This is a genomic window from Pseudomonas sp. sp1636 (assembly GCF_030376615.1).
Classification (GTDB): Bacteria; Pseudomonadota; Gammaproteobacteria; order Pseudomonadales; family Pseudomonadaceae; genus Aquipseudomonas.
In genome coordinates this window covers 57,009-82,828 of the sequence record NZ_JARRAB010000003.1, presented here as the reverse complement: position 1 = coordinate 82,828, position 25,820 = coordinate 57,009, and the positions used below count along the sequence as shown (strand labels likewise).

General features: G+C 64.8%; 27 protein-coding genes and 2 riboswitches. Of the genes, 11 read left to right on the top strand and 16 right to left on the bottom strand.

The genetic code is table 11. The annotated features are described in order from the left end of the window. The first annotated feature begins 82 nt into the window (after positions 1 to 82). A complete protein-coding gene (locus tag P8H27_RS03910) occupies positions 83 to 949 on the top strand; it encodes an MBL fold metallo-hydrolase (protein ID WP_289635341.1) in 867 nt (288 codons plus the stop codon). 80 nt (positions 950 to 1,029) lie between these two features. Next, positions 1,030 to 1,401, top strand: coding sequence for a thiol-disulfide oxidoreductase DCC family protein (locus P8H27_RS03905; RefSeq protein WP_289635340.1), 372 nt, complete (start codon positions 1,030 to 1,032; stop codon positions 1,399 to 1,401). Between the two features lie 347 nt (positions 1,402 to 1,748). Here P8H27_RS03905 and P8H27_RS03900 read toward each other — a convergent pair whose 3' ends face one another. The 3 genes from P8H27_RS03900 to mpl form a co-directional block, all read right to left on the bottom strand. Beyond that, a complete protein-coding gene (locus P8H27_RS03900; protein WP_289635339.1) occupies positions 1,749 to 2,045 on the bottom strand; it encodes a YceK/YidQ family lipoprotein in 297 nt (98 codons plus the stop codon). Then, a complete protein-coding gene (ubiX, locus tag P8H27_RS03895) occupies positions 2,038 to 2,667 on the bottom strand; it encodes a flavin prenyltransferase UbiX (RefSeq protein ID WP_289635338.1) in 630 nt (209 codons plus the stop codon). Before ubiX ends, P8H27_RS03900 begins: the two co-directional genes overlap by 8 nt. 97 nt (positions 2,668 to 2,764) lie before the next feature. Beyond that, positions 2,765 to 4,114: a UDP-N-acetylmuramate:L-alanyl-gamma-D-glutamyl-meso-diaminopimelate ligase gene (gene mpl, locus P8H27_RS03890; RefSeq protein WP_289635337.1), complete on the bottom strand. Its 1,350-nt coding sequence runs from the start codon at positions 4,112 to 4,114 to the stop codon at positions 2,765 to 2,767. A gap of 248 nt (positions 4,115 to 4,362) precedes the next feature. Between mpl and P8H27_RS03885 the strand changes: the two genes are divergently transcribed. From P8H27_RS03885 to P8H27_RS03870, 4 genes are all read left to right on the top strand, one after another. Then, positions 4,363 to 4,818 (top strand): GNAT family N-acetyltransferase, encoded by a 456-nt coding sequence (locus P8H27_RS03885; protein WP_289635336.1) that lies wholly within the window; start codon positions 4,363 to 4,365, stop codon positions 4,816 to 4,818. A 163-nt stretch (positions 4,819 to 4,981) separates the two neighbouring features. Beyond that, positions 4,982 to 5,821 carry a zinc-dependent peptidase gene (locus P8H27_RS03880; RefSeq protein WP_289635335.1) on the top strand — a complete coding sequence of 280 codons (840 nt, stop codon included), beginning with the start codon at positions 4,982 to 4,984 and terminating at the stop codon, positions 5,819 to 5,821. Between the two features lie 75 nt (positions 5,822 to 5,896). Continuing rightward, the gene (gene ppa, locus P8H27_RS03875) at positions 5,897 to 6,424 is read left to right on the top strand and encodes an inorganic diphosphatase (protein ID WP_289635334.1); all 528 of its coding nucleotides are present in this window, start codon (positions 5,897 to 5,899) and stop codon (positions 6,422 to 6,424) included. Between the two features lie 357 nt (positions 6,425 to 6,781). Continuing rightward, complete coding sequence (locus P8H27_RS03870; RefSeq protein WP_289635333.1) at positions 6,782 to 8,770, top strand: bifunctional diguanylate cyclase/phosphodiesterase; 1,989 nt, start codon at positions 6,782 to 6,784, stop codon at positions 8,768 to 8,770. Positions 8,771 to 8,807: 37 nt separating this feature from the next. On the opposite strand, the gene P8H27_RS03865 is transcribed toward P8H27_RS03870, so the two are convergent. Then, a complete protein-coding gene (locus P8H27_RS03865) occupies positions 8,808 to 9,785 on the bottom strand; it encodes a TIGR01212 family radical SAM protein (RefSeq protein ID WP_289635332.1) in 978 nt (325 codons plus the stop codon). A gap of 314 nt (positions 9,786 to 10,099) precedes the next feature. Between P8H27_RS03865 and P8H27_RS03860 the strand changes: the two genes are divergently transcribed. The 5 genes from P8H27_RS03860 to P8H27_RS03840 all read left to right on the top strand — a co-directional run bounded on the left by P8H27_RS03860 (position 10,100) and on the right by P8H27_RS03840 (position 16,507). After that, positions 10,100 to 10,876, top strand: a complete 777-nt coding sequence (locus tag P8H27_RS03860; RefSeq protein WP_289635331.1) for a sulfite exporter TauE/SafE family protein — start codon at positions 10,100 to 10,102, stop codon at positions 10,874 to 10,876. An 83-nt stretch (positions 10,877 to 10,959) separates the two neighbouring features. Next, positions 10,960 to 11,202 carry an exodeoxyribonuclease VII small subunit gene (locus tag P8H27_RS03855; protein ID WP_289635330.1) on the top strand — a complete coding sequence of 81 codons (243 nt, stop codon included), beginning with the start codon at positions 10,960 to 10,962 and terminating at the stop codon, positions 11,200 to 11,202. Further along, on the top strand, positions 11,199 to 12,086 hold the full coding sequence (ispA, locus tag P8H27_RS03850; protein WP_289635329.1) for a (2E,6E)-farnesyl diphosphate synthase: 888 nt from the start codon (positions 11,199 to 11,201) through the stop codon (positions 12,084 to 12,086). Before P8H27_RS03855 ends, ispA begins: the two co-directional genes overlap by 4 nt. Positions 12,087 to 12,307: 221 nt before the next feature. Next, positions 12,308 to 14,212, top strand: a complete 1,905-nt coding sequence (gene dxs, locus P8H27_RS03845) for a 1-deoxy-D-xylulose-5-phosphate synthase (protein ID WP_289635328.1) — start codon at positions 12,308 to 12,310, stop codon at positions 14,210 to 14,212. A 69-nt stretch (positions 14,213 to 14,281) separates the two neighbouring features. Further along, a riboswitch (cobalamin riboswitch) is annotated at positions 14,282 to 14,515 on the top strand. A 99-nt stretch (positions 14,516 to 14,614) separates the two neighbouring features. Continuing rightward, positions 14,615 to 16,507, top strand: coding sequence for a TonB-dependent receptor domain-containing protein (locus P8H27_RS03840; protein WP_289635327.1), 1,893 nt, complete (start codon positions 14,615 to 14,617; stop codon positions 16,505 to 16,507). Between the two features lie 114 nt (positions 16,508 to 16,621). On the opposite strand, the gene P8H27_RS03835 is transcribed toward P8H27_RS03840, so the two are convergent. From P8H27_RS03835 to nrdR, 12 genes are all read right to left on the bottom strand, one after another. Continuing rightward, the gene (locus P8H27_RS03835; protein WP_289635326.1) at positions 16,622 to 17,041 is read right to left on the bottom strand and encodes an MFS transporter; all 420 of its coding nucleotides are present in this window, start codon (positions 17,039 to 17,041) and stop codon (positions 16,622 to 16,624) included. After that, the gene (gene ribA / locus P8H27_RS03830; RefSeq protein ID WP_289635325.1) at positions 17,038 to 17,658 is read right to left on the bottom strand and encodes a GTP cyclohydrolase II; all 621 of its coding nucleotides are present in this window, start codon (positions 17,656 to 17,658) and stop codon (positions 17,038 to 17,040) included. Before ribA ends, P8H27_RS03835 begins: the two co-directional genes overlap by 4 nt. Before the next feature lie 245 nt (positions 17,659 to 17,903). Further along, complete coding sequence (locus P8H27_RS03825; RefSeq protein ID WP_289635323.1) at positions 17,904 to 18,551, bottom strand: TIGR02281 family clan AA aspartic protease; 648 nt, start codon at positions 18,549 to 18,551, stop codon at positions 17,904 to 17,906. Between the two features lie 17 nt (positions 18,552 to 18,568). Beyond that, positions 18,569 to 19,294 carry an ABC transporter substrate-binding protein gene (locus P8H27_RS03820; protein WP_289635593.1) on the bottom strand — a complete coding sequence of 242 codons (726 nt, stop codon included), beginning with the start codon at positions 19,292 to 19,294 and terminating at the stop codon, positions 18,569 to 18,571. A gap of 17 nt (positions 19,295 to 19,311) precedes the next feature. Further along, positions 19,312 to 19,824: a phosphatidylglycerophosphatase A gene (locus P8H27_RS03815; protein ID WP_374761327.1), complete on the bottom strand. Its 513-nt coding sequence runs from the start codon at positions 19,822 to 19,824 to the stop codon at positions 19,312 to 19,314. Further along, positions 19,817 to 20,785, bottom strand: coding sequence for a thiamine-phosphate kinase (gene thiL, locus P8H27_RS03810; RefSeq protein WP_289635321.1), 969 nt, complete (start codon positions 20,783 to 20,785; stop codon positions 19,817 to 19,819). Before thiL ends, P8H27_RS03815 begins: the two co-directional genes overlap by 8 nt. 104 nt (positions 20,786 to 20,889) lie before the next feature. Beyond that, the gene (gene nusB, locus P8H27_RS03805; RefSeq protein WP_374761326.1) at positions 20,890 to 21,387 is read right to left on the bottom strand and encodes a transcription antitermination factor NusB; all 498 of its coding nucleotides are present in this window, start codon (positions 21,385 to 21,387) and stop codon (positions 20,890 to 20,892) included. Continuing rightward, the gene (ribE, locus tag P8H27_RS03800; RefSeq protein ID WP_079204576.1) at positions 21,384 to 21,860 is read right to left on the bottom strand and encodes a 6,7-dimethyl-8-ribityllumazine synthase; all 477 of its coding nucleotides are present in this window, start codon (positions 21,858 to 21,860) and stop codon (positions 21,384 to 21,386) included. Before ribE ends, nusB begins: the two co-directional genes overlap by 4 nt. 51 nt (positions 21,861 to 21,911) lie before the next feature. Further along, positions 21,912 to 23,006: a bifunctional 3,4-dihydroxy-2-butanone-4-phosphate synthase/GTP cyclohydrolase II gene (ribBA, locus tag P8H27_RS03795; RefSeq protein ID WP_289635317.1), complete on the bottom strand. Its 1,095-nt coding sequence runs from the start codon at positions 23,004 to 23,006 to the stop codon at positions 21,912 to 21,914. A 12-nt stretch (positions 23,007 to 23,018) separates the two neighbouring features. Further along, a complete protein-coding gene (locus tag P8H27_RS03790) occupies positions 23,019 to 23,681 on the bottom strand; it encodes a riboflavin synthase (RefSeq protein ID WP_289635315.1) in 663 nt (220 codons plus the stop codon). A gap of 125 nt (positions 23,682 to 23,806) precedes the next feature. Beyond that, positions 23,807 to 23,969: riboswitch (FMN riboswitch) on the bottom strand. A gap of 150 nt (positions 23,970 to 24,119) precedes the next feature. Next, entirely contained in the window at positions 24,120 to 25,229 is a 1,110-nt protein-coding gene (ribD, locus tag P8H27_RS03785) for a bifunctional diaminohydroxyphosphoribosylaminopyrimidine deaminase/5-amino-6-(5-phosphoribosylamino)uracil reductase RibD (RefSeq protein WP_289635314.1), read from the bottom strand. Continuing rightward, positions 25,226 to 25,693 (bottom strand): transcriptional regulator NrdR, encoded by a 468-nt coding sequence (gene nrdR / locus P8H27_RS03780; protein WP_289635312.1) that lies wholly within the window; start codon positions 25,691 to 25,693, stop codon positions 25,226 to 25,228. The genes ribD and nrdR overlap by 4 nt, the downstream gene beginning before the upstream one ends. Positions 25,694 to 25,820: the final 127 nt, after the last annotated feature.

Sequence of the window (25,820 nt, the reverse complement as noted above, 5' to 3'; positions counted from 1 at the left end):
TGGCAAGCAGACATCGCGCTTTTTTATTCAAGCCGTAGGGTGCACCCTGCGCACCGATAGCAGACACCCGGACGAGAAGACTATGCGCACCCTGACCACCCTCACCGGCAACAGCCAGAAACTCGACGGCGGCGCCATGTTCGGCAACGCCCCCAAAGCCCTGTGGCAACGCTGGATGGCGCCCGACGAACTCAACCGCATCGACCTCGGCTGCCGCGCCCTGCTGGTGCAGGAAGCGGAACGCAATATCCTGGTCGAGACCGGCATCGGCGCCTTCTTCAGCCCGCAGCTGAGAACCCGCTTCGGCGTGCAGGAAGAGCGCCATGTGCTGCTCGACAGCCTGGCCGAACAGGGGCTGGGCGATGCCGACATCGACATCGTCATCCTCACCCACCTGCACTTCGACCACGCCGGCGGCCTGCTCGCCGCCTGGGCCAAGGATCGACCGGCCCGCCTGTTGTTTCCCAACGCGCGCTTCGTCACCGGTCGGCGCCAATGGCAGCGCGCCTGCAACCCGCACGCCCGCGACCGCGCCTCCTATATCCCGGAACTGCTCGAACTGCTGGAGCACAGCGGCCGCCTGGAACTGCTCGATGAGCAGCCGCACTGCGCCCTGCTCGGCCCGGACTGGCGCCTGCACTGGAGCGACGGCCACACCCCTGGGCTGCTGCTGCCGGAAGTGGCCATGCCCGGCGGCCCGGTGCTCTTCCCCAGCGACCTGATCCCCGGCGCGCCCTGGGTGCACCTGCCGATCACCATGGGCTACGACCGCTTTGCCGAAGGCCTGATCGAGGAGAAGGAAGCGCTGCTCGCCGACCTGCTGGCCCGCGCCGGCCGCCTGGTCTTCACCCATGACCCGGCGATTGCCATGGGCCAGATCGTGCGCGATGGCAAAGGCCGCTATGGCCTGGAACAGCAGGTCGCCGAGGTTCGTGCACTGGCCGACTGAGCGGGCGCCGGACGCACGGGGGCATGCCGAATGGGCCGAGATGTGCCAGGCTCTGCACAGTGCAGCCACGCAGAGCCGCCATGGCCAAGCTCAAAGTCTTCTACAACAGCGCCTGCCCAGTGTGCAAAGCCGGCATCGACGGCCAGCGCCGGCGCATGCAGGCCGACGGCAGTTGCCCGGTCGAGTGGATCGACGTGCATCAGCGACCCGGCGCCAGCGCAGAACTGGACACCCCGCTGGAGCAGGTGCGCGAACGCCTCTACCTCAAGGATGAATCCGGACGCATCGCGATCGGCGTGGACGCCTTTGCCGAACTGTTCCAGCGCACCCCTGGCCAGCAGTGGTTGAGCAGACTGCTACAGATTCCCGGCCTGCACCTGCTGGCACGCTGGAGCTACAACCTGTTCGCCCGCGCGCTGTACCGCTGGAACCGCTGGCTGAAGCACTGGTAAACAGCGCCCGCCCAGCCCATACAGCCCAGCGTGCAGACGGCCTTGATCCTTATCCAAAGGCTCTGTAGCCGTTAGGTGTTGTATCACCAGGCGCGAACTGCCTGCGATCCGTAGGAGGCCCGACCTCGGGGCGAGCTTTGGCTATACCGCGAAACGATGGGCAGGCAGCCCTGCGGGCTGCATTCGCCGCGGGGTCGCGTGACCCACATGGATGTGGGAAATGCCGCTAGCCTGTCAGGAACAGGCGCGGCCATCCTACAAGAGAGCGCGCATGCAACACATAATTGGGACATAGCCTATCCAAACAGCACGCGGCAGAACACCCCTTGCCGCCGTCACTCGGCTAGCTACAAGCCGCCGCTGACGCCCAGGTTCAGGCCCAGTTCGCTGGCCAGCGAGAACGGCAGCAACAGGCTGTCCAGCAACGCGCTGGCGGGCAGGTCGAGGCCGGGGTAGCGCGGCGCCTCGGCGCCGAAACGCTGCTGCGCGCAGCAGCCATGGTTCAGCGCATACAGATCCAGGCGGGTGCCGGCGTAGATCAGCGGCGCGCCCGGCTTGGCCGCATCCAGGGTGCGCAGCGTGGCGCAGCCGCTGCTCGACAGTAGGAGCAGCAAGCACGCGGCCCGCACGATTCTGTTACTCATCCGAGCCCCGATGCTGCTCGCCCCAGCGCGGCAGCATGTTCTGGGGCACGCCCAGGCAGTTGAGGATGCGCGCGACGACGAAATCGATCAGGTCGTCGATGCTCTGCGGCTGGTGATAGAAGCCCGGCGCCGCCGGCAGGATCACCGCGCCCAGGTTCGACAGTTTGAGCATGTTCTCCAGGTGGATGCTGGAGAACGGCGCCTCGCGCGGCACCAGGATCAACTGGCGGCGCTCCTTGAGCAGCACATCGGCGGCGCGCTCGATCAGATTGTTGCAAGCGCCGGTGGCAATCGCCGAGAGGGTGCCGGTCGAGCACGGCACCACCACCATGGCGCTCGGCGCAGCGGAGCCGGAGGCCGCCGGGGCCATCCAGTCGTCCTTGCCGTAGACGCGAATCTGCCCCGGCGCGGCGCCGGTGTACTCGCTCAGGAACGCCTGCATGGCCTGGGGTTTGGCCGGCAGGGTGACGTCGGTTTCGGTGGCCAGCACCAGCTGCGCGGCCCTGGAGATCAGGAAGTGCACCTCGCGCTCTTCCTGCACCAGGCAGTCGAGCAGGCGCAGGCCATACTGGGCGCCCGAGGCGCCGGTCATGGCCAAGGTAATACGTTCGGGACCGCTCATCGAAACTCCTCGGACTCGGTGGATAACGCTGCGCGGTTATCCATACAGGGATTGCGTAGGGTGGAAAACGCCGAAGGCTTTTCCACCCTGGGCCGCATCAAGCCAACGCCCCGGCCAGCTTGCCATGCAGGCCGCCGAAGCCGCCGTTGCTCATGATCACCACCTGGGTACCGGGCGCGGCTTCGGCCTTGACCCCGGCGATGATCGCCTCCAGCGAGTCGCAGACCCGGCTCGGCACGGTGGACGAAGCCACGGTCGCGGCCAGATCCCAGCCGAGGCTGGCCGGCGCGTACCAGTACACCGAATCGGCCTGGGCCACCGACTCCGGCAAGCCGGCGCGGTGGGCACCGAGCTTCATCGAATTGGAGCGCGGCTCGACGATGGCGATCAGCTTGGCGGCGCCGATGCGTTTGCGCAGGCCATCGAGGGTGGTGGCAATCGCCGTCGGGTGGTGGGCGAAGTCGTCGAAGATGGTCACGCCGTTGACCTCGGCGACCTTCTCCATGCGCCGCTTGGCGTTGATAAAGCTGCACAGCGCGGCGATGCCTAGTTCCGGCACCACGCCGACATGCCGCGCCGCCGCCAGCACCGCCAGGGCGTTGGCGACGTTATGCTGACCGCTCAGTTGCCAATCGACCACGCCTGCCGTTTTGCCGGCGAAGCTCACCGCGAAGCGCGAACCGTCGTCACTGAGCAGCCGCGCCTGCCATTGGCCGCCCTCCCCCGTGGTCTGCACCGGGGTCCAGCAGCCCATCTCGATTACCCGTTTAAGCGCCGGCTCGCTGGTCGGGTGAATGATCAGGCCGTCACCGGGAATAGTCCGCACCAGGTGATGGAATTGCCGCTCGATGGCCGCCAGATCAGGGAAGATATCCGCGTGGTCGAACTCCAGATTATTCAGGATCGCGGTGCGCGGGCGGTAGTGGACGAACTTGCTGCGCTTGTCGAAGAAGGCGCTGTCGTACTCGTCGGCCTCGACCACGAAGAACGGCGTGCCGCCCAGGCGCGCGGAGATGCCGAAATTCTGCGGCACGCCGCCGATCAGGAAGCCCGGGCTCATGCCGGCGTGCTCCAGCACCCAGGCCAGCATGCTGCTGCTGCTGGTCTTGCCATGGGTGCCGGCCACCGCCAGCACCCAACGGCCCTGCAGCACATGGTCGGCCAACCACTGCGGGCCGCTGACGTAAGGCAGCCCCTGATTGAGCACGTATTCCACCGCCGGATTGCCGCGCGACAGGGCGTTGCCGATCACCACCAGATCCGGCGCCGGGTCGAGTTGCGCGGCGTCATAGCCCTGGGTCAACTCGATGCCCTGGGCTTCCAGCTGGGTGCTCATCGGCGGGTAGACATTGGCGTCGGAACCGGTGACGCGATGGCCCAACTCCTTGGCCAGCACGGCCAGCGAACCCATAAAGGTGCCGCAGATGCCGAGAATATGGATATGCATGGATAACCCCTGAAACAGGCGCTCAGGCCCGGTAAAAACTCGCCGCAGGTTAGCACAGCGGCCAGCGCTTGATCTCGGCGCGCTGCGCCACTCAGACCGGGCGCCGCCAATAAAAGTGCAAGGCACCGAAAAATCAATCAAACGCTTGCTTGGATTGCGCTTTCCAAAAGCATTAGGCAGCATCAGCTCGTCCGCTGGCATAGCTCAGGCAGTGCCAACCCAGCCAATCATCAACGCCGAGGCTCGCCATGCGTATCGTCCCAGCCACTCTGGAGCACCTGGATCTGCTGACCCCGCTGTTCGTCAAATACCGTGAGTTCTACGGCGAACTGCCGTTCCCCGACTCCTCGCGCAAGTTTCTGGAAACCCGTCTGCGCCGCAAGGAGTCGGTGATCTACCTGGCCCTGGCCGACGACGAGGACAAGCTGCTCGGTTTCTGTCAGCTCTACCCCAGCTACTCCTCGCTGGCGCTCAAGCGCGTGTGGATCCTCAACGACATCTACGTCGCCGAAGACGCGCGCCGGCAACTGGTTGCCGACCGCCTGCTGCAAACCGCCAAGAAAATGGCCAAGGAAACCAACGCCGTGCGCATGCGCGTCGCCACCAGCCGCGATAACCAGGTGGCGCAGAAGGTCTACGAGTCGATCGGTTTCGTCGAAGACGAGCAGTTCAAGAGCTACGTGCTGCCCATCAACGACGACTGATCAGGCGGCGCACCCGGCCCCGGCGGCCATCGATAGCGCGGCACGCGGCGCCCCTGGGCAGCACTGCCAAGTACCACGACAGCCTTTGTGCCGCTTCGCGCGGCTTGCCGCATACACAGGCGCCGCTTATGGTGGGCAGCCGTGCAACCCGAGCCCATCAGCCATGTGGTCGTTCCGCGCCTGGCGCCGCCGGCGCATCCTTGCCCGCCATCCGCTAAACCTCTCGACCTGGGCCACGGTGCGTCAGCGCCTGCCGCTGCTCGATGGCCTTAGCGACAGCGAAGAGCAGCGCCTGCGCCAACGCTCCGTGCTGTTCCTGCACGACAAACACCTGAGTGCCCTACCCGGCGTCGAGCTGGACGCCATCGACCGCCTGACCCTGGCGGCGCAGGCCGAACTGCCGCTGCTGCACCTGGCCGACCTCGACTGGTACCAGGGCTTTCATGAAATCGTCCTCTACCCCGACGACTTCGTCAGCCCGCAACGCCACCGCGATGCCAGCGGCGTGGTGCACGAGTGGGAGGGTGAGCACAGCGGCGAAGCCTGGCAACAGGGCCCGGTGATCCTCGCCTGGCCTGGCGTACAGGCCGGCGGCGGCTGGGACGGCTACAACCTGGTGATTCACGAACTGGCGCACAAGCTGGACATGCTCAATGGCGTCGCCAACGGCCTGCCGCCGCTGCACGGCAACATGCGCATCGACGACTGGGCCAGCGCCATGCAAAGCGCCTACGACGCCATGAATGCCCAGCTCGACGCCGACCCGCACAGCACAACCGCCATCGATGCCTACGCCGCGGAAAACCCGGCAGAATTCTTCGCGGTCACCAGCGAGTACTTCTTCAGCGCCCCGGATCTGCTCGCCGACGCCTTTCCCGCCGTCTATGCGCAGCTGGCACTGTTCTACCGGCAAGATCCGCTGGCGCGTCTGCAGCGCTTGCAGGCGGCGCACCCGGACTATCGCACTACACCCAATGACAGCCAGCACGCGACCAATGGCTAGGCACCCCGGCATAGCCAGCGCCGGGGAATATGCCTATAATCGCGCCACTTTTTTAGCCCATCCCGGGAGCCACTCATGAGCTACAGCAAGATTCCAGCAGGTCTAGACCTGCCGAACGACATCTACGTCGCCATCGAAATCCCGGCCAACCACGCGCCGATCAAATACGAAATCGACAAGGACAGCGATTGCCTGTTCGTCGACCGTTTCATGGCCACCCCGATGTTCTACCCGGCCAACTACGGCTACATCCCCAACACCCTGGCCGACGACGGCGACGCCCTCGACGTGCTGGTCGTGACCCCGTACCCGGTCGCGCCAGGCTCGGTGATCCGCGCCCGTCCGGTCGGCGTGCTGCACATGACCGACGAAGCCGGCGGCGACGCCAAGCTGCTTGCCGTGCCCCACGACAAGCTGAGCCAGCTGTATGTCGACGTCAAGGAATACACCGACCTGCCAGCCCTGCTGCTCGAGCAGATCAAGCACTTCTTCGAGAACTACAAGGATCTCGAGAAAGGCAAGTGGGTCAAGGTCGAAGGCTGGGGCAACGCCGACGCGGCCCGCGCCGAAATCACCAAGGCAGTGGCGGCTTACCAAAAATAAGCTGGCACCACCCCCTGAAAACCGGCCACAAGCCGGTTTTTTTTGCTCTGCAAATGCCGATCCGCCAAGGCGCGCGCTGCAAGCGGCTGCTACTCTTGCTCAACAAAATACCCGACTTCTTCCCTCGGCTATATGCAAAATCCAGTCGATGGTTTCGGTGCCGCATCGGCGCATAGCAACCACCCCGCCGAGCAGGTCAGCCAGCCGGAGGAAAATACCTGACCGCAACCATGTCAGGACGTAATCGGGATGTATGATGCGCCTCAGGCCCAGCAGCGCCCGCTTGCCACACCCCGACCAGCCGTTATGACCCTTGCTGTTGCCTCATATGATTTCACCGCCAACGAGGCATCCCGGATGTTAGAAGACAACAGCGAAAATCTGGTATTCGAAATATTCCCCTGGAACCGGAATTTCGAAACGGGCATCGACTTGATCGACCAGCAACATAAAACGCTGGTGGAGATTCTTAACCGGCTGGCCCGGCACTTTGCCTGCAACCCCCCGGAGCTGGGCTGCAATCGGGTACTCGATGAGCTGCTGGACTATGCGGCGTTTCACTTCGAGGAGGAAGAGCAGATATGGCGCCATGCCCTCTCCGACAGCCGACAGACACAAGATCACCACGACACTCATCAATTGTTTTTTGCCCAGATCCGGGAATTCCAGGGCCGCCAAGCTCCGCGAGAGGAGGTCTTGACGGCGCTGTTCAAATACCTCACCCGCTGGCTGGCGTTTCATATTCTGGATTCGGATCGCAAGATGGCCCTGACGGTGCAAGCCGTTGAGGGCGGAGACACTCTGGAACAGGCCAAAGTCTGGGCTGACAAGCAGCTCAACAGTTCCGCCTCCATTCTGGTTGCTGGCTTGCTGGACATCTACGGCAAGCTCTCGGCCCTGGCCATCCAGCTTATGCGTGAACAAAACGCACGCTTGAGAGTTGAAGAAGAACTGACCCGCGTGCAGCAGCAGCACATCCGCCAGGCCTTGGAAGAGCAGGCCAGCGATTACCAGCAACAACTGGAGTTCCTGGCCTACTACGATCCCTTGACTGGCCTGATGAACCGCAACGGCATCATTCGCGAAATCAAGACAACCCTGCAACGCGACTGTTCGGTCGAGGGTGAGGGCGCGCTGATCTCGCTGGATCTGGATAACTTCTACGAGGTGAATGCGCGCTTTGGCGAAGAGGCCGCGGATCGTTATCTTGGTCTGCTCGGTCGCCGCTGGCTCGATGCGCTGTACCCGGGCGGAGCACTGGCGCGGGTCAGTGGCGATGAATTCGTGGTGCTGCTCAAGGACGGCGAACAGGTGCACGCACAGCTGGAGGCGCTACGCCTGACCGCTGGGCAGGCCTGCGACCTGGGCGGCCAAGCGGTAACGAGCAGTTTCACCGCAGGAGTCGTGCTGTTTCTGCACGACAGCGCCAACGATGCCGACACCCTGTTGCGCCAGGCAGACCAGACCCTGTTCCACGCCAAGCAGGAGGCCAGGGGCAGTTGGTTATTTCTCGAGGCGGGTGAGCAACGCCAATACCGATTCAGGCAGAAGCGGCTGGAAGAGCTGCAACAGGCGTTGCACAACGACCAGTTCCGACTTTACTACCAACCCAAGGTCGACCTGTGCAGCGGCGAGCTGATTGGCCTGGAAGCCCTGATTCGCTGGCAGCACCCGGAACAGGGCTTGCTCCAGCCGGGTGACTTCCTGCCCTCGATCGAGCATCACCTGATCATTGTCGATATCGGTGAGTGGGTGATCGAGGCGGCGCTGCAGGAGATGCGCCGCTGGGATGGGCAGGGACTGCGGCTAAACGTGAGTGTCAATATTGCCGCACTGCAGCTGCTCCACCCCGCATTCGTCAGGCGCTTACAGGCCATTCTTGCGCGCTTCCCCGATATCGCCCCGCAACGACTGGACATTGAAATCCTGGAAACAGCCACCCTCGGCGACCTGGACAAGGCCACCGAGGTTATTTTGCAATGCGAGGCGCTGGGCGTCAGTTTCTCCCTGGACGATTTTGGCACCGGCTATTCGTCCCTTTCCTACTTGAAGCAACTGCCCGTACAAACCTTGAAAATTGACCAAGGCTTTGTCCTGGATTCACTGCAGGATAATGGCAACATTTCCATTCTGCGCGCCATTATCGGCCTGTCCAGGGCATTCAATCGCAACCTGGTGGCCGAAGGCGTGGAAACGGTACGCCACGGCGAAGTGCTGATCGGTCTTGGCTGCACGGTGGCGCAGGGTTACGCCATCGCCAAGCCAATGCCGGCAGCAGCGCTCATCGAATGGAAACGCACCTGGAAACCCCATCCACGCTGGCTGGCAGCAAGCTTGCAAGCTTGAGTGCGCCTGGCTCGCAGGCGCCCCACCCCGGCCGCCCTTAGCCGCTGGCCAGCAAGATGCGCTCGGGCATGCTATCGGCGGCATAAAGATCGCCCTGGACGACCCCGGCGTGGCGCATTTTCATTTCGATAAAGTCGATGGGCTGCATCTTCTGCCCGGTCCATTTGGGCGCAATCAATTCATCCCAACGGCTGGCGACCGCGGCCAGGCGCTGCACGGCGACAGTGGGCGACAGGTGGCGCAAGAACAGGATGACCTTGTCGGCATAGGCATCGAGTTCGTCGGGCACAAACTCACCGCGCCGATACATCTCCGCCAGCGGCGTGTTGGTCAGCACATGCAGGTTGTGCAGCTTCACATTGGAAATCGGCAAGTTATTAATAATCCGCGCCGTCTCGATTAGTCGCTGTGGCGTCTCGCCAGGCATGCCGAAAATCAAATGCACGCCAATATCCACATGGCTGTGCCGGGCCAGCGCACAAACCGCCTCGATGTTCTTTTCTGCGCTGTGGCCGCGCTTGAGAAACTCCAACTGGTCGTTGAAGAAACTCTGGGCGCCAAGCTCCACCATGACATAGCTGCGCTGGCTCATTTCCTCCAGCAGCGGGAATATCCGTCGCGGCAGGCAATCGGGACGGGTTCCCACCACCAGGCCATCGACATAGTCTTCCGCCAGCGCCGTTTCGAAACGCTGGCGGAGAATTTCTACTTTATCCAGGGTGTTGGTATAGGACTGGAAATACACCAGAAAACGCTGACTCTTGAGCCGGCGGCTGACCAGGCTCTTGTTGAAGCGGATCTGCTCCAGCAAGCCACGATCCTTTTCCAGGGGATAAGCGGCCGAGCCCCATTCGTCGCAAAAGATGCAGGGGTCTATTGCATTAGCCGAGCTGCGATTGGGACAGGTTTCGGCAACGCTCACCGAGATCTTGGCCACCCGTTCCCCGAAGCGCCGGCGAAAATACTGGCTGATGGGGTAATAACGCCGCCCCTGCCACGGGGTCTCTGTACTCATCGGAATAACGCCTCCTCAACGACTTGATTGACGGCGCAACCGCCAAGACTCACCCGGTTATCCCTGCACAGCAGACTCGAAGTTCCGCGCCGGGCGGACGTGCCGCGCCGAAGCTTCTCGCCAGGCGCTGCAGCATGGCGATTGCCTCGCGTTTGTCGATGACCTCGGTCACGAACGGCGCCATGCGCTCAGCCGCCGATCCGCCGCCGTGCCGAATAGCGCGGCGCGCACCATTGCCTGATCGGCCAGACGGCTACCCGCTTGGCCGCCGTCGGCGACCTGCGTAAGCTGTGTTCTTTTGTGCGAAGCACGCCATGAGTCCACCCGACATCCTGCTGCTGATCCTCGCCGGCTGCGCCGCCGGCGGCATGAATGCCCTGGCCGGCGGCGGTACCTTTTTCTCCTTTCCGGCCCTGCTCGCGGCCGGCCTGCCACCGGTCACCGCCAACGCCACCAATGCCGTGGCCCTATGGCCGGCCAGCCTGGCCGGTGCCTGGGCGGCACGCGCCTCGTTGCGCCCACTGGGCCGCTATCTGCTGCCGTTGCTGTGGGCCGGCTTATGCGGCGGCCTGCTCGGCGGCCTGCTGCTGCTGACCGGCGGCGACGACGTGTTCGCCAATCTGATCCCCTGGCTGCTGCTGGCCGCCACCGTGCTGTTTGCCGCCAGCCCCTGGCTCAGCCGCTGGCTGGCCGCACGCCGCGCCGAGGCCGCGCAACCGCCGCACAACAAGCTGTCGCTCGCCGCGCATATCGGCGTATCGGTCTACGGCGGCTATTTCGGCGCCGGCATGGGCATCCTGCAACTGGCGGCGTTTGCCATCGAGGGCCACCCCCTGGCCCGCGCCAATGCCCTGAAAAACCTGATTTCGGCGGTGATCTACAGCGTCGCCAGCCTCACCTTTATCGTCGCCGGGCGGGTCAGCTGGTACGAGCTGGCGATCCTGCTGGCCGGCGCGACCCTCGGCGGCTATGCCGGCGGCGCCCTGGGCCAACGCTTGCCGCCAGCGCTGCTGCGCGCCTTGGTCATTCTGGTGGGGGCCAGCATGACCCTCTACTATTTTTGGGCGACCTATTTCGCGGGCCAAAGGTGATCCGCGGCGCGCATCAATTTGCCCGCGCGGCATGGCTCTGCTAGTGTCGCGCCGGTTGTGAACCCCGCCAGAGAATACCCGCCATGGCCCGTAAAAAAGCCTCGCTCGACTTCGAGCAGTCCCTCACCGACTTGCAAAACCTGGTCGAACGCCTGGAGAACGGCGAGCTGTCGCTGGAAGACTCGCTGAGCGCCTTCGAGCAGGGTATCCGCCTGACTCGCGACTGCCAGGCCGCCCTGGCTCAGGCCGAGCAGAAGGTGCAAATTCTGATGGAGCGCGACGGCGAGCTGGAGGAAGCCCCCTTCGACGCGGATCGACAGGCATGATCGCGACCTACCAGACGCAGTGCCAAGGCCGCGTCGATACGGCGCTGGAAAGCCTGTTCGAAGCCCCGCACAGCGAACTGCAGCGGCTCTACCAGGCCATGCGTTACAGCGTGTTCAACGGCGGCAAGCGCGTGCGCCCGTTGCTGGTCTACGCCGCCTGCGAAGCCCTTGGCGGCGAGCCGGCGCACGCCGATGCTGCGGCCTGCGCGGTCGAGCTGATCCACGCCTACTCGCTGGTACACGATGATTTGCCGGCGATGGACGACGACGACCTGCGGCGCGGCCAACCCACCACCCACAAGGCCTTCGACGAAGCCTGCGCCATTCTCGCCGGTGACGGCCTGCAAAGCCTGGCCTTCGAGGTGCTCGCCGATGCCCGGCGCAACCCACAGAGCGCCGAACTGCGCCTGCAAATGATCGTCAGCCTGACCCAGGCCGCGGGCCCCGCGGGCATGGTCGGCGGCCAGGCCATCGACCTCGGCTCGGTCGGCCACAAACTCGATCAGGCGGCGCTGGAAACCATGCACCGACACAAGACCGGCGCCCTGATCGAAGCCAGCGTGCGCCTCGGCGCCCTGGCCAGCGCCCGGGCCGACGCGCGCACCCTGAAAGCCCTGCACCACTACGCGCGCGCCATCGGCCTGGCGTTCCAGGTGCAGGACGACATCCTCGACGTGGAAAGCGACACCGCCACCCTGGGCAAGACCCAAGGCAAGGATCAGGCCCACGACAAACCGACCTACCCGGCCCTGCTCGGCCTGGAAGCGGCCAAGGCCTACGCCCTGGAGCTGCGCGACCAGGCCCTGCATGCCCTGCGCCCCTTCGACCAGGCCGCCGAACCGCTGCGCGAGCTGGCCCGCTATATAGTCGAACGGCAACACTGACCCGAAGGCTCGAAACCCGCGCCTGGCATCTGCGCGGACTGATTGCGCCGCCAAAACCGGCACCGTCTAATGGCAAGAAGCGTTGCATCGATAGCGGCTAGAGCGCCAGCGCAAGCCAGCAGCCAGCAGCGGCAACAACCCGGCACCTGGCTTGTCGCTTATGGCTTGCGCCTGCTTTCAGGTAAACTGCCGCATCTTTTGCCCCTATAACGATCAGCCCGATGCCGACGACCTTCCAAGAGATTCCCCGCCAACGTCCGTTGACGCCTTTGCTCGACCGCGCCAACACGCCGGATCAGCTGCGCCGCCTGGGCGAGGCCGAGCTGGAGACCCTGGCCGACGAACTGCGCCAGTACCTGCTCTACACGGTCGGCCAGACCGGCGGACATTTCGGCGCGGGCCTCGGCGTGATCGAGCTGACCGTGGCCCTGCATTACGTCTTCGACACCCCGGACGACCGCCTGGTATGGGATGTCGGCCACCAGGCCTATCCGCACAAGATCCTCACCGGCCGCCGCGAGCGCATGCATAGCCTGCGGCAGAAGGACGGGATCGCCGCCTTTCCGCGCCGCTCCGAAAGCGAGTACGACACCTTCGGCGTCGGCCACTCCAGCACCAGCATCGGCGCCGCCCTGGGCATGGCCATCGCCGCGCGCCTGCAAGGCAGCCAGCGCAAGAGCGTGGCGGTGATCGGCGACGGCGCGCTGACCGCCGGCATGGCGTTCGAGGCGCTGAATCACGCCTCCGACGTCAATGCCAACATGCTGGTGATCCTCAACGACAACGACATGTCGATCTCGCAGAATGTCGGCGGCCTGTCCAACTACCTGGCCAAGATTCTCTCCAGCCGCACCTACGCGAGCATGCGCGAGGGCAGCAAGAAGGTACTCTCGCGCCTGCCCGGCGCCTGGGAGATCGCGCGCAAGACCGAGGAGCACGCCAAAGGCATGCTGGTTCCCGGCACCCTGTTCGAGGAACTGGGCTGGAACTATATCGGCCCGATCGACGGCCACGACCTGCCGACCCTGCTGGCGACGCTGCGCAATATGCGCGACCTCGACGGCCCGCAATTCCTCCATGTGATCACCAAGAAGGGCAAAGGCTTCGCCCCCGCCGAAGCCGACCCTATCGGCTACCACGCGATCACCAAGCTGGAGCCGATCGACGCCAAGGTCGCCCCGAAGAAGAGCGCTGGCCCCAAGTACTCCAGCGTATTCGGCCAGTGGCTGTGCGACATGGCCGCCCAGGATCGGCGCCTGGTCGGCATTACCCCGGCGATGAAGGAAGGCTCGGATCTGGTGGCCTTCAGCGAACGCTACCCCGAGCGCTACTTCGACGTGGCCATCGCCGAGCAGCACGCGGTGACCCTGGCCGCCGGCATGGCCTGCGACGGCGTCAAGCCGGTGGTGGCGATCTACTCGACCTTCCTCCAGCGCGCCTATGACCAGTTGATCCACGACGTCGCGGTGCAGCACCTCGACGTGCTGTTCGCCATCGACCGTGCCGGCCTGGTCGGCGAGGACGGCCCGACCCACGCCGGCAGCTTCGACCTCGCCTACCTGCGCTGCATCCCCGACATGCTGGTGATGACGCCCAGCGACGAGAACGAACTGCGCCACATGCTCACCACCGGTTACCTGTTCGACGGCCCGGCGGCGGTGCGCTACCCGCGCGGCAGCGGCCCGAACGCGCCAATCGAAACCAGCCTGACGCCGCTGCCGATCGGCAAGGGCGTGCTTCGCCGCGCCGGCAAACACACCGCCCTGCTGGTATTCGGCGTGCAGCTGGCCGAAGCGCTGAAAGTCGGCGAAACCCTGGACGCCACGGTGGTCGACATGCGCTTCGTCAAACCCCTGGACGAAGCCCTGGTGCGCCAGCTGGCCGCCAGCCACGAGCTGCTGGTCAGCATCGAAGAAAACAGCCTGATGGGCGGTGCCGGCAGCGCGGTCAGCGAGTTCCTCGCCCGCGAGAACATCCTCAAGCCGATGCTGCACCTGGGCCTGCCGGACTACTACGTCGAGCACGCCAAGCCGGCGCAGATGCTCGCCGAATGCGGCCTGGACGCCGCGGGTATCGAGGCGGCGGTGCGCCAGCGTCTGTCGCTGCTGGAGACGATCCAGGCGTAGGAGCGACCGGCTCCCGGGCCTGCGTACTGGACTGCTTGTGCTTTTATCCCGCCATACCTTATGGTGCGCGGCGTTTTACCTGTTCGAGGTCGCGGCCATACCAGCCGCGTGAAAAGGGAAGCAGGTGCGTGGCCGTCGACTCGACAGCCGCAACGCCTGCGCTGCCCCCGCAACGGTAACCGACAGCGTCCGACCAGCACGGCCAGGGCGCAGGCTTTCTCGACACGCCACTGGGTTCGCCCGGGAAGGAGAGAAAAGCATCAGTCGGCAGCCCGGAGACCTGCCTCGACGCAATCTGACTGGTGTTGCGGAGGGCATCACCGTCAAGCGCTGGCCGCCTGCCGCTTGCCCGTGCTTGTCCCTGCCCTCCTCAAAAGTTTTCTGCCTTTTGAGGATTTATCGATGAAACTATCCCCCCTTGCCCTCGCCGTGGCACTGCTGCCCGTGGCGGCCCATGCCGAACAGTCGAGCAGCTATCAGGACGCCCTGGAACTCCCTGCCCTGGTGATCACCTCCGGTCGCCAGGTCGAAACGCGCCAGCAGGCCACCGCCGCCACTTCGGTATTCACCCGCAAGGATATCGAGAGGCTGCAAGTGCGCAGCGTGGCCGAGCTGCTCGAACGCGTCCCGGGTGTCAGCGTCAGCCGTACCGGCGGCACCGGCAGCCAAACCGGCCTGTTCGTACGCGGCACCTCGTCCGCGCAAACCCTGGTACTGGTAGACGGCCAACGTATTGCCGCCTCTTCCAGTGGCACCAGCAGCCTGGAATTTCTCAGCCCGGAACAGATCGAACGAGTCGAAGTGGTGCGTGGCGCGCGCTCGGCACTCTATGGCTCGGATGCCATCGGTGGCGTGGTGCAGATATTCACCCGCCAAGGCAGCGGTGACGGTCTCAAGCCTTATGTTCGCCTCGGCGCAGGCAGCAACCAGACCTTCGAGCGCAGCCTCGGCCTGTCCGGCGGCGACGCGCAAACCCGCTTCAACCTGGGCGCCGCGCTCGATGAGACCCAGGGCATCGATGCGACACGCGACAGCTTCGGCGCCAACGGCGACGACGATGCCTACCGTAATCGTTCGCTCAGCCTGAACCTGTCGCACCGCGTCAATGACGACCTGAAGATCGGCTTCAGCGCCCTCGATCAGCGCGGCCAAGCCGAGTTCGAGGATCTCTTCAGCACCTCATTGCCCACCACCGATTTTCAGCTCAGCAGCCTGTCGGGCTTTATCGACGCCAACCTCAGCGAGGCTTGGAATAGCCGCCTGGAAGCGGGCCATAGCGAAGACAAACGCGACACCGGCAACGATCAAGCACAAGCCAGCGCCGATGCTTTCTACAGTTTCAACACCTACCGCGACTCGGCCAGCTGGCTGAACACCCTGGCCCTGAGCGACCGTCAACAGGTACTGCTGGGCGCCGACTGGTATGAGGATCGTCTGCGCGGCAGCACTGACTTCGTCGAAGACTCGCGCTGGAACCAGGCGGGTTTTATCCAACACCGCTACAACGGGGATGACTTCTCAACCGAACTGGGTCTGCGCCATGACAAGAACCAGCAGTTCGGTAGCGAAAACACCTGGAACGCCGCCTTGACGGTGCCGTTCAACGACGACAACGATTTGATCTTGTCGTACAGCGAAGGCTTCCGCGCGCCGACCTTCAACGACCTGTACTACCCCGACTTCTGTTTTGGCGGCTTTTGCTTCCCGAGCGCCAACCCCGATCTCAAGCCAGAAACCTCGAAAAGCTACGAAGCCCAGTGGCGTAGCCGCTTTAGCGAACACGCTGCCCTGGAGCTGTCGCTGTACCGCATCGACCTGAACGACGCCATTGTCCTCGACCAGAACTTCATTCCGCAGAACGTCCAGACCGCCCGAATCAACGGCTTCGAAGCGGCCCTCAAACAGGAGCTGTTCGGCTGGCAGGGCAACCTGGCGCTCGCCCTGATCGACCCGCGGGATCGCGACACTGGCCACACCTTGGCTCGGCGCGCCAAACGCACGCTGAGTCTGGATCTGGATCGACAGTTCGGTGAGTTTGCTGTCGGCACCAGTTGGCGCGCAGTCAGCGGTCGCTATGACGATGCCGATAACGATACGGAACTGGGTGGCTATGGTTTGCTCAGCCTGCGCGGCAAGTGGCAAGCCAGCCAGGAAGTGGCCTTCGACTTGAAGTTGAACAACCTCTTCGACAAGGACTATGCCGAGGCAACCTACAGCACAAGCAACGGACGCTTTGGCTATAACACCGAAGGCCGCACCGCACTGTTTGCCGTGACCTGGACGCCGTCGCTGTAACCACCTGTGCAGCAAGCCCCACAAGCGACAAGACCCCGCCTAGGCGGGGTCTTGTCCATGCAGAGGTTTACTGCGCCTCGACCAGCAGGGCGCACCGGCAGGCGCCGAGACGGATCATCGGCCGAGCTGGCGGGGAATACGGTAGAGGTAGCACAGCACCGCACTGGACAGCGCCAGGAGCATCAGCGGGATCGCCTCCAGCCCGGCGAACACCGCGATGGCGGCAATCCAGGCCGGCAGGCCGGCGCCGAGCAGGGCCAGTCGACGGCGAGCGGCCAAGGCCAGCCAGGCGGTCGACTCGGTGGGGGTGTCGAGGGCCTTTTCGGTGGCGATCAAGGCGTGCTTGTAAGCATGAAACAGCGGCAGGCTGACGAACATCGAGGCCAACCCGGCGAGGAACAAGGGCATGGCCAGCGCCGTCAGTTGCCGATCGGCACCAAACAGCAGGTTGAGCATCGACAGCGGCGCCAGGGTCAGCGCCAGTTGCCACCACCAGGCCAGCGCCAGACGACGGCGCAGGTTGCCGCGGGTCACAGGCTTTCCTCGACCTCGCCTTGATGCAAGCTGCCGAGCATGTGCCCGAGCTTGCCGGCCTTGGTCGCCAGGTACTTCTTGTTGTGCGGGTTATGGTCGATCTGCAGCGGCACGCGGGTCGCCACGTTGATGCCCATATCGCCCAGCGCCTTGACCTTGCGCGGGTTGTTGGTCATCAGCTTGAGGGCTTTGATGTGCAGGTGTTCGAGCATCGGCAGGCAGATCGCGTATTCGCGCTGATCGGCACCAAAGCCCAGGAGTTCGTTGGCCTCCACCGTATCGGCACCGCCATCTTGCAGTTCGTAGGCGCGGATCTTGTTCAGCAGACCGATGCCGCGACCTTCCTGACGCAGATAGAGCAATACGCCACGCCCCTCGGCGGCAATCGCGCGCAACGCGGCTTCGAGCTGGAAGCCGCAGTCGCAGCGCAGGCTGAACAGGGCATCGCCGGTCAGGCACTCGGAATGCAGACGCCCCAGCACCGGCTCGCCATCGGCCACATCGCCAAAGGTCAGCGCGACATGCTCCTTGCCCGTGGCCGTTTCGAGAAAGCCATGCATGGTAAACACCCCGAACGGGGTAGGCAGCTGGGAGGCGGCGACGAACACGACAGACACCGGATGCTCCTAAAAAATGAGGGCTGGAAATTGACGAGGGCGCATTGTAACAGCAGCCCCGGCCGGCGGGTCAGCCTGAATTAGCGATGATAAGGATCGGCAAGTTGCCGCCCGCAAGCCAAGCGCATGCAACCAGACGGGTACGGGAAGCTTACCGCGGAGCTCAGCGCCGGTGAAAATAGCGAGCGCCGTCGCGAGGCTGTCTGCAGGCGTGCGCGGCAAGGCGAGCGTTGCTGCACCGCCGTTCAGTACTTCGACTCCAGCACCAACAGATCCTGCTCGACACGCCAGCCGACCCGACTGAGGAAGCTCATGCCCAGCAGCGCTTCGGTGGGCGAGCCACCCTCCAGCACCACCGCCTCGACGCCCAGCACTTCCAGGCTACCGATCTTGACGCTGTTGAGATTGATGCGCCAGCCACGCACCGTGCCGCTGGCAGTGCTGACCTGCAGCGGCCGGCCGACCACGCGATAATCGATGCCCAGACGTCGAGCGTGACCATCGTTGAGGGCGACCGAGGTGGCCCCGGTGTCGACCAGAAACTGCACCGAATGGCCGTCCACCGAACCGGCGACCCAATAATGCCCGCCAATGCCCTTGGCAATGCTCAGCTGGCGCTTGCTCGGCTCGGCAAACCCCGCGTTGTATTCCCGGCTGAGGCTATAGGCGCGTTCCACGCCATCCACTCGCAGTACGGCGCCGCGACTGTCGGCGCTGACCACCACCACCCCACCGGGGCCGGTCTGGCCGACCTTCACCAGCTTGCGCTGGCCGTCGACATTGAGCACCGCGGCCCCCGGGAACAGGCCGACCACTAACACCTGGGACGCCGCCCAGCTCAGCCCGCAGGCCAGCAGCAGCGCAGCGGCAGTCAACAATCTCAATCCACCCATCAGGCTCTCACAATCGGTTAATCGAAGGGATAGGGCTGTTGCCAGCGCTCGAACAGCGGGCGCAAGCGCTGCAATTGAACCAGCTCCGTCATGCGCCGATCGTACACCTGGGCCAACGCCCGGCCACGCGGGTTATCGGCAAACCCCAGATACAGCGGCAGACGGGTCAGAGCGGTAATCCGGTAGCGCGCCGGGTCGCTGGCGGCAGCGAGCAGCTCGTCGACCTCATCGCGCGCATCGATATAAAAATCCGTGCGGCCAAGATTCAGCATATTGAGGATATCGCTTTGTCGTTGGACTTCCCGGAAGCGCGTCAAATTCGGCAGATAGCGCTGATATTCATAGCCACGCACCCACACCAGGCGGAACTCGCCGAGCGTCGCCAAGGTTGGCACCGGCTGTTCGACCGAGCCCAGCGCACTGATTGGGTCGCTGTCGTAATGCCAGCGCGGGTACAGCACCCCCTCGTCCACCTCATTGTGGTAGGAGCCGACCCAGGCATCGGCCTCGCCGCGCTGCACCAGGCCAATCGAGCGGGTATAGGGTACGCTCTGGATCACCAGTTTGATGCCTTCCGGCTCGAACACCTGGCGCAGGATATCCCACGCCAGGCCCGTGCCGTCGGCCTGGGTATGATCCTTCCAGACGTCGCTGGCCAGGCGGATATCCTGCGGCAGCACCGCCTCGGCATAAGCCACGGAGCAACTCAACACGGCCAGCAGGGCCGCCAGCCCCCAGCCCATGATCGATCTCGGCACGCTTAGAACCCCACCCCCGCGGCCAGGCCATTGGCCCAGCCCCACACAACCGCCTGCATGGCCAGCCAGGCGAATACCCCGGCCAGCACATCGTCGAGCATGATGCCGACGCCGCCATGCACGTGGCGGTCGATCCAGCTGATCGGCCAGGGTTTGAGGATGTCGAACAGGCGGAACATCAGAAAGCCCACCAGCAGCCAGCCCCAACCCTCCGGCACCAGCCACAGGGTGATCCACATGCCGACCATTTCGTCCCAGACGATGCCTGCATGGTCATGCACACGCAGGTCTTCGGCCACCTTGCCGCACAGCCAGAAGCCGAACAGCATGGTGACCCCGAGCATCAGCCAGTAGCCCCAGTCCGGCAGCATCTGCCACAGCGGGATAAACGGCAGCGCCACCAGCGAACCCCAGGTGCCAGGCGCCTTGGGCAAGGCGCCCGAGCCAAAACCAAAGGCGATGAAATGCCACGGATTGCGCCATACCGATGGCGGCACGCTTAGCGGTTCAGTCACCGTCACTCCCAAAATGTTGATAGCCCCGCGCCTGCGGCGTGATGCGTTGACCAGATTGATCCAGCAGCGCTACGCCGGCTCCGGCTTCGACGCGACCAATCACATGAACCGGCCAGCCCTGCGCCTGCAAGCCGGCGAGATGCTCGGCCGGCAGGGTAAAGGCCAGCAGGTAATCGTCGCCTCCGCTCAGCGCGCAGTCGCGCGCGCCGCTGGCACCGAGCAAGGCCAGCAGCGCAGGCGACAGCGGCAGGCGCGCCTGCTCGATCAGCAACGCCACGCCCGAGGCTGCGGCGATATGCCCGCAGTCGGCCAGCAGGCCATCGGAAATATCCAGCGCCGCCGTGGCCTTGCCGCGCAGCGCCTGGCCCAGGGCCAGTTGCGGTCGCGGCGACCAGTAGCGCGCCAGCAAGGGTTCGGCAATCGGCGCCGGCGCCTGCCGCTGACCGAGCACCAGCGGCAAGGCGCCGGCGCCATCGCCCAGCTCGCCGCCGACGCAGAGCAAATCGCCGACCCGGGCACCCGCGCGGGTCAAAGCCAACCCCTGCGGCACCCGGCCGAACACGGTCAGGGTCAGGCTCAGCGGCCCGCGCGAGGTATCGCCGCCGATCAGGCGCACGGCGCAGTCCTGTGCCATCCGATCGAGGCCGTGGGCGAAGGCTTGCAGCCAGGCCGGTTCGGCGCGGGGCAGGGTCAAGGCCAGGGTGAAGCCGATGGGGGTCGCGCCCATGGCGGCCAGATCGCTGACCGACACGCCCAGGGCACGCTGAGCCAACAGAAAAGCATCGGCTGAATCGGGAAAATGCACCCCGCCCACCAGGGTGTCGGTGGAGACCGCCAGCTGTTCGCCAGGTGGCAGTTCCAGCAGGGCGCAGTCGTCGCCAATGCCCAGCGCCACGCCTGCGCCAACCTGCGCACAGGACGCCGCGGCGAAGTATTGACGAATCAGTTCGAACTCACCCAAAGACGGCAACTCCTGACAGGTGCAATGCCCGCTGCAGCGAATCGCCAGCGGCGGCCAGGCTGATGCCCGGCACCCGCAACCCGCAGCAGCGCGTCAAGAGGACATCAGCGCCGGTTGGCGCGGACTTCGTCGGCTCGCAGGCGCGGCGCCAGCTTGTCCAGCACGCCATTGACGAACTTGTGCCCGTCGGTGGCGCCGAACACCTTGGCCAGCTCGATGCCTTCGTTGATCACCACGCGATAGGGCACATCGAGGCGGTTCTTCAGCTCGTAGGTGGACAGCCGCAGAATCGACAGCTCGACCGGATCGATCTCCGCGATCGGGCGATCCAACAGGATCTCGAAGGCGCCGTCGATCTCGCTCTTCTGCCGCGGCACGCCGTGCAGGATCTCGTGGAAGTAGGCACCGTCGACCGTGCTGAAATCGTTATCGACGCGGAACTGCGCTTCGATCTCGTTCAGTTGCTGGCCAGCCATGTGCCAGGAATACAGCGCCTGCATGGCCAGGGTGCGCGCCTGACGGCGGGCCAGGGTCTTGCCGCTCGGCGCTTTCGGGCCTTTGCCCGACTGCGGCTTGGGCTGGTTACCGTCGTTCTGGCTCACTTGGCCTCCAACTGCGCCAGCAGGCTGACCATTTCCAGGGCGGACAGTGCAGCTTCCGCACCCTTGTTGCCGGCCTTGGTGCCGGAACGCTCGATGGCTTGCTCGATGGAGTCGACGGTGAGTACGCCGAAGGCCACCGGTACGCCGAACTCCATGGACACCTGGGCCAGACCCTTGGTGCATTCGCCCGCCACGTACTCGAAATGCGGGGTGCCGCCACGGATCACCGCACCCAGGGCGATGATCGCGTCGAACTCGCTGCGCTGCGCGATTTTTTGCGCCACCAGCGGAATTTCGAAGGCGCCCGGGGCGCGGATGATGGTGATGTCGCTTTCGCTCACACCGTGGCGAACCAGGGTGTCAACGGCGCCGCTTACCAGGCTTTCGACAACGAAGCTGTTGAAGCGGCCGACCACCAGGGCGAAGCGGCCCTTGGGGGCAATGAAAGTACCTTCGATGGTCTTCAGGGTCATAGCGGGTCTCGTCTATTTAAAGAGCCAGGCCGCAGTTAGCGGCCACTGGGATTATTCAGAGGGCAGGTATTCTACAACTTCCAGATCGAAACCGGATATTGCATTGAACTTCATCGGTGAGCTCATCAGGCGCATCTTGCGCACCCCGAGGTCACGCAGGATCTGCGAACCGGCACCGACAGTACTGTAGGTGGCCGGGTTGGCCACTTTCGTCTCGCCGCCCAACTGGCGCTCCAGGTGCGCCAGCAAGTCCGGCCCGGTCAGCGGGTTGCCCAACAGCAGCACCACACCGCTGCCATCCTGGGCGACTCGCGCCATCGCCTCACGCAGACTCCAGCGGCCGGGCTGCTTGACCATGAACAGGTCGCGCAGCGGATCCATGTTGTGCACCCGCACCAGCGTCGGCTCCTCGGCACAGATGGCGCCCAGGGTCAACGCCATGTGCACATCGTTCTCCACCGAATCGCGGTAGGTCACCAGGTTGAACTGGCCCAGCTCGCTGTCGAGGAGTTGCTCGCTGACGCGCTCGACGGTGCGTTCGTGAATCAGCCGGTAGTGGATCAGATCGGCGATGGTGCCGATCTTGATCCCGTGTTCCTTGGCGAATTCTTCCAGCTCGGGACGCCGGGCCATGGTGCCGTCATCGTTCATGATTTCGCAGATCACCCCGCTCGGCTCGAAGCCACCCATGCGCGCCAGGTCGCAGGCCGCCTCGGTGTGCCCGGCACGGGCCAGCACGCCACCGGGCTGGGCCATCAGCGGGAAGATATGGCCGGGGCTGACGATGTCGTCGGCGACGGCATTTTTGGCCGCGGCGGCCTGCACGGTGCACGCGCGGTCGGCCGCGGAAATGCCGGTGGTGACGCCAACGGCGGCCTCGATCGAGACGGTGAACTTGGTGCCGAAACCGGAACCGTTGCGCGGCGACATCAGCGGCAGCTTGAGGGTTTCGCAGCGCTCGCGGGTCATCGGCATGCAGATCAGGCCACGGGCGAAGCGCGCCATGAAGTTGATGTGCTCGGCGCTGACGCACTCGGAGGCGATGATCAGGTCGCCCTCGTTCTCGCGATCCTCGTCGTCCATGAGGATGACCATCTTGCCGGCGCGGATGTCTTCAACCAGTTCTTCGATGCTGTTAAGAGCCATGGTGGCAATTCCTTAATTCTTCAGGTAGCCGTGTTCGGCCAGAAAACTTTCCGTCAGGCCCGAGGCGTTTGGCTCGGCGGCTTTGTCGCCGAGCAGCAGCCGCTCCAGATAACGCGCCAGCAGGTCGACTTCGAGGTTGACCTGCCGGCCGGGGCGATAGTCGACCATGATGGTCTGCGCCAGGGTGTGCGGCACTATGGTCAGCTCGAATTCGGCGCCGTTCACCGAGTTGACGGTCAGGCTGGTGCCGTCGACGGTGATCGAACCTTTGTGGGCGATGTATTTGGCCAGCTCGCGCGGCGCGCGAATGGTGAACTGCACGGCGCGGGCGTTGTCGGCGCGGGCGATGACTTCGCCGATACCGTCGACATGCCCGCTGACCAGGTGACCGCCGAGGCGACTGCTTGGCGTCAGGGCCTTTTCCAGATTGACCGGACTGCCGGGCTTCAAGTCGATAAAGGCGGTACGCGCCAGGGTCTCGCGGCTGACATCGGCCCAGAAACCGTCGCCGGGCAGCTCCACCGCAGTCAGGCAAACGCCGTTGACCGCGATGCTGTCGCCCAGTTTGACGTCGCCCAGGTCGAGTTTGCCGGTGGCCACGTAGACACGCACATCGCCGCCCTTGGGGGTCAGCGCCCGGATACTGCCAATGGATTCGATTATGCCGGTGAACATGGGTCCTCCGGTGTTTGCGTGAAGATGATGTTGAACAGCATGGATGAACTCCTGTTTTGATCAAAACAGGGCAATGCCGATCGATAGGGATTTCACGGATACGCACACGGCGCCCGAAGAGGGAATCCCGCTCTCTCTTTATCCGGACTATACCGTCGGCCCCGGAATCGCACCGGGTCTGCTGTCCTTGCGGGCAACCCGGGAAAAGGCTGCCAGCAAGCGCTCGCGGGCTAGACGCACTGCGTCATTACCGCCGGTGGGGAATCACACCCCGCCCTGAGAACGTTGCGGCCACCGCAATGGCCGAGACGCGTTTTACCACAATTGCCAACCGCCTGCATGGCCGCACGACAACCTGTGCGCCATCCTGGCCGATCTGCCGCAGACGGATGTCCGCGTGCCGCACTGGGCGGCGCTGTGTCTGGGTGGGCTGAAGCCCTACTGCGGCACCGCAGTAATCCGCCAGTCATCGCCGACCGCGCGTATCTCGACAATCTTCAGCGCCTGCGCCTCGGCCATGCGCGCCAACGGCCACTCAAGCAGCGGCCGTGCACTGGAGCCGAGAAACTTCGGCGCGACGAACAGCTGGTACTCGTCGACCAGGCCCTGCTGGGCGAAGGCGCCGGCCAGACGCGGACCGGCCTCGACCAGGACTTCATTGGCCCCGCGCCCGGCCAGCTCGGCCAGCAACTTGTGCAGATCGACATAGCCGCTACTGCCCGGCACAGCCAGCAGCTCGTGACCGGCGTCCAGGTAGCGCTCACGCGCCGCAGCCGCCGCGCAGGTCGCCACCAGCGTCGCGCCGGCCTGAAAAAAAGGCGCCTGCAGCGGCACCCGCAGACGGCCGTCGACCAGCACCCGCAACGGCGGCCGGCTCGCCGCCAGGGCCGTCAGTTCGGCATCCAGGCCCAGCTCGGCGGGGCGCACGGTCAGACGGGCATCGTCCGCCAACACCGTGTCGGCGCCGCTCAGCACCACGCTGGCGCGGGCACGCAGGCGCTGCACCGCGGCGCGGGCGGCCGGCCCGGTGATCCACTGGCTCTCGCCGCTGGCCATGGCCGTGCGACCGTCCAGGCTCATCGCCAACTTAACCCGCACGAAAGGCAAGCCCTGCTCCATGCGTTTGATGAAACCGGCGTTGAGGGTGCGCGCCTCGGCTTGCAGCACTCCGCTGTGCACGTCAATACCGGCCTGTTTCAAGCGCGCCAGGCCATTGCCGGCGACCTGCGGATTGGGATCCTGCATGGCCACCACCACCCGCGCCACGCCGGCGGCGATCAGCGCATCGGCGCACGGCGGGGTGCGCCCGTGATGGCTGCAGGGTTCCAGGGTCACATAGGCGGTGGCGCCACGCGCCTGCTCGCCGGCCTGGCGCAACGCATGCACCTCGGCGTGCGGCTCGCCGGCGCGCACATGCCAGCCTTCGCCGACAACCTGCCCGTCGCGCACGATGACGCAGCCGACCCGCGGGTTCGGGTGGGTGGAGTACAGGCCTTTGCGGGCCAGCTCCAGGGCGCGGGCCATGCTGGCATGCTCGGAGGTCATCATGGCGCTTTCGCGGGTTCGCGGGACAGCCGGTCGATTTCCTCGCGGAATTCGTTGAGATCCTGGAAGCGCCGGTACACCGAGGCGAAACGGATGTAAGCGACCTCATCGAGCTTTTGCAGCTCGCCCATCACCAGCTCGCCGAGCACCCGCGACTTGATCTCGCGCTCGCCGGTGGCGCGCAGCTGGTGCTTGATATGGGCAATCGCCGCCTCCAGACGCTCGATGCTCACCGGGCGTTTCTCCAGGGCGCGCTGCATGCCGGCCCGCAGCTTGTCTTCGTCGAACGGCTGGCGGCTGCCGTCCTGCTTGATCAGCCGCGGCATCACCAGCTCGGCGGTTTCAAAGGTGGTGAAGCGCTCTTGGCAGGCCAGGCATTCGCGCCGACGGCGCACTTGCCCGCCCTCGGCGACCAGGCGCGAATCGATGACCTTGGTGTCGTTGGCACCGCAGAAGGGACAGTGCATAGCAGGGCAGCCGCCTTGAACAGGAAAGCGCCATGGTAGCGCATCCCGCGGGCAAGACAAGCCGAGGACTTTGCGGTATACAGGCGCGCGTTCGACTACCTTTCAGGCACACCGTTTCTTTCAGGCA

What these genes read in the sequence shown, in the direction of transcription:
- P8H27_RS03910 (WP_289635341.1), top strand. Translation starts at nt 83, where the DNA reads ATGCGCACCCTGACCACCCTCACCGGCAACAGCCAGAAACTCGACGGC.
- P8H27_RS03905 (WP_289635340.1), top strand. Translation starts at nt 1,030, where the DNA reads ATGGCCAAGCTCAAAGTCTTCTACAACAGCGCCTGCCCAGTGTGCAAA.
- P8H27_RS03900 (WP_289635339.1), bottom strand. Translation starts at nt 2,045, where the DNA reads ATGAGTAACAGAATCGTGCGGGCCGCGTGCTTGCTGCTCCTACTGTCG.
- ubiX (WP_289635338.1), bottom strand. Translation starts at nt 2,667, where the DNA reads ATGAGCGGTCCCGAACGTATTACCTTGGCCATGACCGGCGCCTCGGGC.
- mpl (WP_289635337.1), bottom strand. Translation starts at nt 4,114, where the DNA reads ATGCATATCCATATTCTCGGCATCTGCGGCACCTTTATGGGTTCGCTG.
- P8H27_RS03885 (WP_289635336.1), top strand. Translation starts at nt 4,363, where the DNA reads ATGCGTATCGTCCCAGCCACTCTGGAGCACCTGGATCTGCTGACCCCG.
- P8H27_RS03880 (WP_289635335.1), top strand. Translation starts at nt 4,982, where the DNA reads ATGTGGTCGTTCCGCGCCTGGCGCCGCCGGCGCATCCTTGCCCGCCAT.
- ppa (WP_289635334.1), top strand. Translation starts at nt 5,897, where the DNA reads ATGAGCTACAGCAAGATTCCAGCAGGTCTAGACCTGCCGAACGACATC.
- P8H27_RS03870 (WP_289635333.1), top strand. Translation starts at nt 6,782, where the DNA reads ATGTTAGAAGACAACAGCGAAAATCTGGTATTCGAAATATTCCCCTGG.
- P8H27_RS03865 (WP_289635332.1), bottom strand. Translation starts at nt 9,785, where the DNA reads ATGAGTACAGAGACCCCGTGGCAGGGGCGGCGTTATTACCCCATCAGC.
- P8H27_RS03860 (WP_289635331.1), top strand. Translation starts at nt 10,100, where the DNA reads ATGAGTCCACCCGACATCCTGCTGCTGATCCTCGCCGGCTGCGCCGCC.
- P8H27_RS03855 (WP_289635330.1), top strand. Translation starts at nt 10,960, where the DNA reads ATGGCCCGTAAAAAAGCCTCGCTCGACTTCGAGCAGTCCCTCACCGAC.
- ispA (WP_289635329.1), top strand. Translation starts at nt 11,199, where the DNA reads ATGATCGCGACCTACCAGACGCAGTGCCAAGGCCGCGTCGATACGGCG.
- dxs (WP_289635328.1), top strand. Translation starts at nt 12,308, where the DNA reads ATGCCGACGACCTTCCAAGAGATTCCCCGCCAACGTCCGTTGACGCCT.
- P8H27_RS03840 (WP_289635327.1), top strand. Translation starts at nt 14,615, where the DNA reads ATGAAACTATCCCCCCTTGCCCTCGCCGTGGCACTGCTGCCCGTGGCG.
- P8H27_RS03825 (WP_289635323.1), bottom strand. Translation starts at nt 18,551, where the DNA reads ATGGGTGGATTGAGATTGTTGACTGCCGCTGCGCTGCTGCTGGCCTGC.
- P8H27_RS03820 (WP_289635593.1), bottom strand. Translation starts at nt 19,294, where the DNA reads ATGGGCTGGGGGCTGGCGGCCCTGCTGGCCGTGTTGAGTTGCTCCGTG.
- ribE (WP_079204576.1), bottom strand. Translation starts at nt 21,860, where the DNA reads ATGACCCTGAAGACCATCGAAGGTACTTTCATTGCCCCCAAGGGCCGC.
- ribBA (WP_289635317.1), bottom strand. Translation starts at nt 23,006, where the DNA reads ATGGCTCTTAACAGCATCGAAGAACTGGTTGAAGACATCCGCGCCGGC.
- P8H27_RS03790 (WP_289635315.1), bottom strand. Translation starts at nt 23,681, where the DNA reads ATGTTCACCGGCATAATCGAATCCATTGGCAGTATCCGGGCGCTGACC.
- ribD (WP_289635314.1), bottom strand. Translation starts at nt 25,229, where the DNA reads ATGATGACCTCCGAGCATGCCAGCATGGCCCGCGCCCTGGAGCTGGCC.
- nrdR (WP_289635312.1), bottom strand. Translation starts at nt 25,693, where the DNA reads ATGCACTGTCCCTTCTGCGGTGCCAACGACACCAAGGTCATCGATTCG.